The sequence below is a fragment of the Patescibacteria group bacterium genome (genome assembly GCA_018896645.1).
In the GTDB taxonomy this organism is placed as follows: domain Bacteria; phylum Patescibacteriota; class Patescibacteriia; order UBA2591; family JABMQE01; genus JAHIMF01.
In genome coordinates, this window is sequence record JAHIMF010000037.1 from 1 (window position 1) to 5,421 (window position 5,421).

Sequence of the window (5,421 nt, forward strand, 5' to 3'; positions counted from 1 at the left end):
TAGAGTGAGCGTAGGGGCTAATGCGGCTATCAATCTGCAAAACAAAGCCGAGTACAGCGTCTCTGCTTGGATTAAACCGAATACCGACAGGGAAACTAGCACTGGGAATATTTTTAGAAAGGGTTCTACTATTTTTCGGGTTCAAGATCAAGATTCTTCGGGAAATATGCGGCTTTATGGCGCGGTGGATTTGGCAACGACGGATGCAGTGGCGTCGTCAACAATGACGATTCCCCGGAGCGACTGGACGCATGTTGTAATGACTTACGCTTCTACCACGGATTTAAGAAAGATTAAGTTTTACATCAACGGCATTCTTTCAAATAAAAAAGTTGACACCGCCGGAGTTGGCAATCCGGCGAACGACTCGGCTTCCATATTATATATTGGCGGTAATAATGGGGCTAACACTTTTGACGGGATGATTGACGAGGTTAAGATTTATCTTTATGAGTTGACCCCGGAGCAGGTGAGGAAGGATTATAATACTAACAAAGGCATTACCCTGGGTTCCGCGGCTAATAAGGGTTATGAAAGGTCTGATGGTTTGATTTCGCACTGGAAAATGGATGAGGCGAGTTGGGCGACTACGAGCAAGGACCAGGCGACAGTGATGGACTCGATTGGCGCCAATAATGGCGCTCCGCATTATGACGCTTCAACTACAGCCGGACATTTTGGGAATGGGGGCATTTTTGGCGGAAGTACAGGCAGTTATATTAGTATTAGCGATGGAATGGACGAGCTTTTGGATGGACGGTCTAACTGGACTTTTTCCGGTTGGTTTTACCCGCGGGCGGCCGGCAAGAATATTTTGGGTACGAGTGATGGCAATTTTTGGATTTGGACCGGATACGATTATGATATCGGCTTTGATCCCGAGTATTTTGGTTTTGATTCGGATGCTTATGTTGCAGGGGTAACAGATACGGCAGCAAATTTTTTGATTCCGAATGAGTGGGTTTATATGGCCATTACAAGAGACAAATATGAGTTTAAGCTTTATAAAAATGGGAGTTTGGATACAACATTATATACAACGACAACAGACGCGAATGGAAATATTACCGGCGATCGGCCTTTGCATATTAGCAGATATTCTACAGGCGCGTCTTATGATTGGGATGGGATGATGGATGATCTTAAATTATATCATAGGACGCTTTCTGCTGACGAGGTTATGCGCCAGTATTTGGAAGGCCCTGGTCCTGTGGGCCAGTGGGATTTTGATGAGGGGAAAGGAACCAAGGCCTATGATAAAAGCGCGAACGCTAACACCGGCACGCTTACTAATATGGAGCAGACCGACTGGGTGCCGGGGAAGATCGGGACGGGGTTGAGGTTTGATGGGGTGGAGGATTATGCGGAAATAGGGCAGGATAACTCGTTATTATTGGATAAAGGTGGTACATTAACAGCATGGGTATACATAAAAAATTGGGATAGTGCATCTACCTATACTTCTTACACCAATTCAATTCTCTCAAAATGTACATCAGCTTCATGGTTGAGTTGTCATTATCAGCTTCTTGGAGTCCTTAGTGATAATTCTATAAGACTTTCAATGACTAATGGGACATCTGGGTTAGAGACAAATGGTCCAAGCACTGGAAATCTTTCAATAAATAAATGGTATCACATCGTGGCGACATGGAATACAACTGATAAGTGTATATATACAAATGGAAATCAAATCCAATGTATACAAACTGCAATCATGCCAACACCAACAGCTACCTCTGTTTGCATAGGTTGTGTAAAAGATTGGGATTCCTCTCGGGTAATCCTGTTCGACGGCCTCATCGACGATGTCCGCATCTACAACTACGCCCTCACTCCTTTTCAAATCGCTCAAGAATATAATGATGGCAGCCCGATAGCGTATTGGAATTTTGATGAGAATAACGCGAGTACGACTAATGATATTAGCGGCGCTAATAATGGAACCTTGACCGGGGAGGGGTGGAGGACGAGTGGGAAAGTGAATAGCGCGATTCTTTTTGATGGGGTTGATGATAGAGTGAGCGTAGGGGCTAACGCGGCGATCAATTTACAAAATAAAGCCGAGTATTCCATCTCGGCCTGGATAAAGCCCAATTCTGACGGGGAAACCAGTACTGGGAATATTTTTAGAAAAGGGAGCACGATATTTAGGGTTCAAGATGAGGATTCTTCGGGAAATATGCGGCTTTATGGCGCGGTGGATTTGGCAACGACGGATGCAGTGGCGTCATCAACAATGACGATTCCCCGGAGCGACTGGACCCACGTAATAATGACTTACGCTTCTACCACGGATTTAAGAAAAATCAAGTTTTACATCAATGGCATGCCTTCAAATAAAAAAACAGACACAGCCGGAGTTGGCAACCCCACGGATGACAGCGCTTCCACCTTATACATCGGCGGCAACAATGGAGCCAATACTTTTGACGGCATGATTGATGAAGTCAAAATCTTTTTATACGAACTGCCCCCGGAGAGGGTGAGGCGGGAGTATAATTCGGGGTATGGGGTGCAGTTTAAATAATACGACAAAGACACTAAGTGTCCCTCTGGACACTTAGTGTCTGGAACCAATTTTGTCATTCCTCACCGCCGTTTTTGTCATTCCGAACCGCAGTGAGGAATCCCTTAAACAAGGCCAACCCCTTGCCTCTTCAAAATCCACATTCAAGGGATTCCTCACTCCGCTCACTGCGGTTCGCTCCGTTCGGAATGACAAAAACGTTGCGGCTCCGTTCGGAATGACAAAAAGCCGCTGCCCTAACAGAACAAAACCATGTCCAAAAAACAATACAATTTCTGGGTCTACATAATGGCCAGTTCTACTGGGACTTTGTATGTGGGTTTTACTAATAATATCATCCGCCGGGTTTATGAGCACAAAAACGATTTAAATGACGGCTTCACCAAAAAATATTCCTGCCACAAACTAGTGTGCTATGAACATTATCAATATGTTTATGATGCCATTAGTCGAGAAAAAGAATTAAAGTCTTGGCGCCGAGAAAAAAAGCAAGAATTAATAAAAAAAACAAATCCCCATTGGAAGGATTTGTAGGATGAGTTTAAGGAAGGGGTAAAGAAGAAATAAAAATTTTAACAAAATGAATCCGACTTCTGACTTCCGATGTCCGATACAATACAAAAACCACCTCAAATGAGATGGCCTTTGTCGGTTCCGGTTTAGTACGGAGTTTGGATTTTGGATTGTCACCCGTGATTAAAGTATAGCAGATTTAAAAATTTTGTCAAGCGTTCGTCCTGTGGATAACTTTAGGGTGGAGCCGGCTAGGGGATTTGCACCCCTGGAACCATGGGTGACAATCCTGGTCCCGTACTTCACCGCCGGCTTCACCAAGTTTATTATATCAAAATATCTATGAATATTAAAATTAAAAAATACATTCCCATCATTCTCTTGGCAATAGCAGTAGTGGTTTTTGTCGGCCGAATTTTATTTTTCCCCAAACAAGAGCCGGTCTATGAAGTAAAAATTCCCAAGAATTACAGCCAGCCATTGGTGATATCTTTTGGCTCTTCTGATGTTTCTGCTGATGAACCAGTTCATGACATTGATTTTTCTATTACGCCAATCAATGGTTCCGCCTCTGCTAAAGCTACGGCGGATAAACAGGATAGTAATAAAATTATTTATGAAGACGCCTATGAAAATACTGATGTAGCGCAGACACAGGAGCTGAATAAAATCAAAGAAGACATTATATTAAAAAGCCCGGGGCATCCGGAAAGGTTTGAATATGAAATTGATTTGGAGAAATATGACTGGGAAAAAGACAATGAAGGCAATATTGATTTTTATGCTAAAGGGCATGGGGGCGAGGATTTGTATAAATTTTTTACGATTCCGGCGCCGTTTCTTCAAGAAAGCATTAAAGCATTAAAGCATAAAAGCAAGACTATTGACGGTGATAGAGCTGATGTCGGGAAAACAAAAACCGCCTCAAATGATGAGATGGTCTTTGAAGCGGATTCAAGCGAGTCCGGTAGTTTAAATGGTTCCATTTTGCCAATTGGTGATTTAAATATAACAAATACAAATAATGCGTCAACCCATTCGGCTTGGCTCAGGGTTGACCCTGAATTTGTTGACCCTGAATTTATTGAAGGGTCAAAGCAAACTAAAAACTCCGACAATTGGTCAGAGCTTTTAGATGCGGGTTCTGCTAATGTTGATTCCGTGGTTACTCACCTTAATGATAGTATAGCATGTGGAGGTAATTTGTCAAGTATTAAAAATGTGGATAACTCAAAAGCAGCCCTGGTGGACCGTACGGGATTTGAACCCGCATTCCCGCGGGTGAGTAACCTCGGCGCTTACCAATTAGCAGAACGGCCCCAAACAGGACTGCTTAGTAATAATTATAACGAAAAAAATAACTCCTCGCAAATTGGAGTGGATAACGAAGCAGGGCTTGATTGCAATCAACCCCTGCTTGATTGCAATATAACAAATACAAATAATGCGTCAACCCATTCGGCTTGGCTCAGGGTTGACCCTGAATTTGTTGACCCTGAATTTATTGAAGGGTCAAACCAAAAAACCACCAACAATAATGTGGTGGCTTCTGGTAAACTTACAGATTTGCCTGTTTGCGAGCCTGATAAACTTATTTATAGTATAGCAGATCAAAATAAATTGTCAAGAGGGTTATCCACAGTTCAAGGCGTGGTGGAGACAGGGGGAATTAAACCCCCCAAACGTAGTTTATCAGGCTCGCAAGGCAAACCTGCTGTCCCCACCACATTTTTATCATACCACAATTTAGAAGATTCTCAAACCAAAAACATCTCCACTAATCGCAATGAAACAATGAAGCAATGGGGCAATAAAGCTCTTGCTCATTTTTTCGCGCCTCTTCCTGTTTATGCCGCTGAAACAGATGAAGAAACAAGAAACAAAGAAACAAAGAAACAAGGGGACGACCCTAGTGACCAGTTACTAGTGGCTAGTGACAAGGGTTATGTAGAAATGAATATTGAGGGGAATAAATTGATTTTAATTCCAGATAAGGAGTGGCTGGCAACCCATACTTATCCCATTATCGTGGACCCGACAATTGAGATTCATGTTTTAAATATCCAGTCCTATCCGGAAGTTGGCGGGGAGTGGTTAGTTAAGTTTGTGACGCAGGGGCAGGATGATTTGGTGATTGAGGGTTTGGATAATACTGATTTTGGCGAGGAGATTGAGTTTGTTTCTTTAACTTGTGGAGAAGAGGCAAGAGAGCCAATAATAAAGGGCAATATTTTAACTTATGAAAATTGGACTTGTGATGGCGAGGCGCAGTTGATAAATAAGGTTTTGATAGACGGCAAGCATCATTTGCAATTTCGTTTTGGGGGCGAGACAGCTGATGCTTATAATGATACTTGGTGGAATAGCGCTTGGGCTAA

General features: G+C 42.8%; 3 protein-coding genes and 2 tRNA genes. 3 read left to right on the top strand and 2 right to left on the bottom strand.

From position 1 onward, the window contains the following. Window positions 1-2,530 (top strand): LamG domain-containing protein (locus KKD20_02515; protein ID MBU4331975.1); only part of this gene is annotated, 2,530 nt, incomplete at its 5' end. 252 nt (window positions 2,531-2,782) lie between these two features. Then, window positions 2,783-3,064, top strand: a complete 282-nt coding sequence (locus KKD20_02520) for a GIY-YIG nuclease family protein (protein ID MBU4331976.1) — start codon at window positions 2,783-2,785, stop codon at window positions 3,062-3,064. Between the two features lie 1,222 nt (window positions 3,065-4,286). On the opposite strand, the gene KKD20_02525 is transcribed toward KKD20_02520, so the two are convergent. Both KKD20_02525 and KKD20_02530 read right to left on the bottom strand, forming a co-directional pair. Continuing rightward, window positions 4,287-4,363 (bottom strand) — tRNA-Ser (locus KKD20_02525). Window positions 4,364-4,694: 331 nt separating this feature from the next. Further along, window positions 4,695-4,819: transfer RNA gene (locus KKD20_02530), tRNA-OTHER, on the bottom strand. A gap of 18 nt (window positions 4,820-4,837) precedes the next feature. Here KKD20_02530 and KKD20_02535 point away from each other — a divergent pair. Further along, window positions 4,838-5,421, top strand: a 584-nt coding sequence (locus KKD20_02535) for a hypothetical protein (GenBank protein MBU4331977.1), incomplete at its 3' end; no start/stop codon positions are given.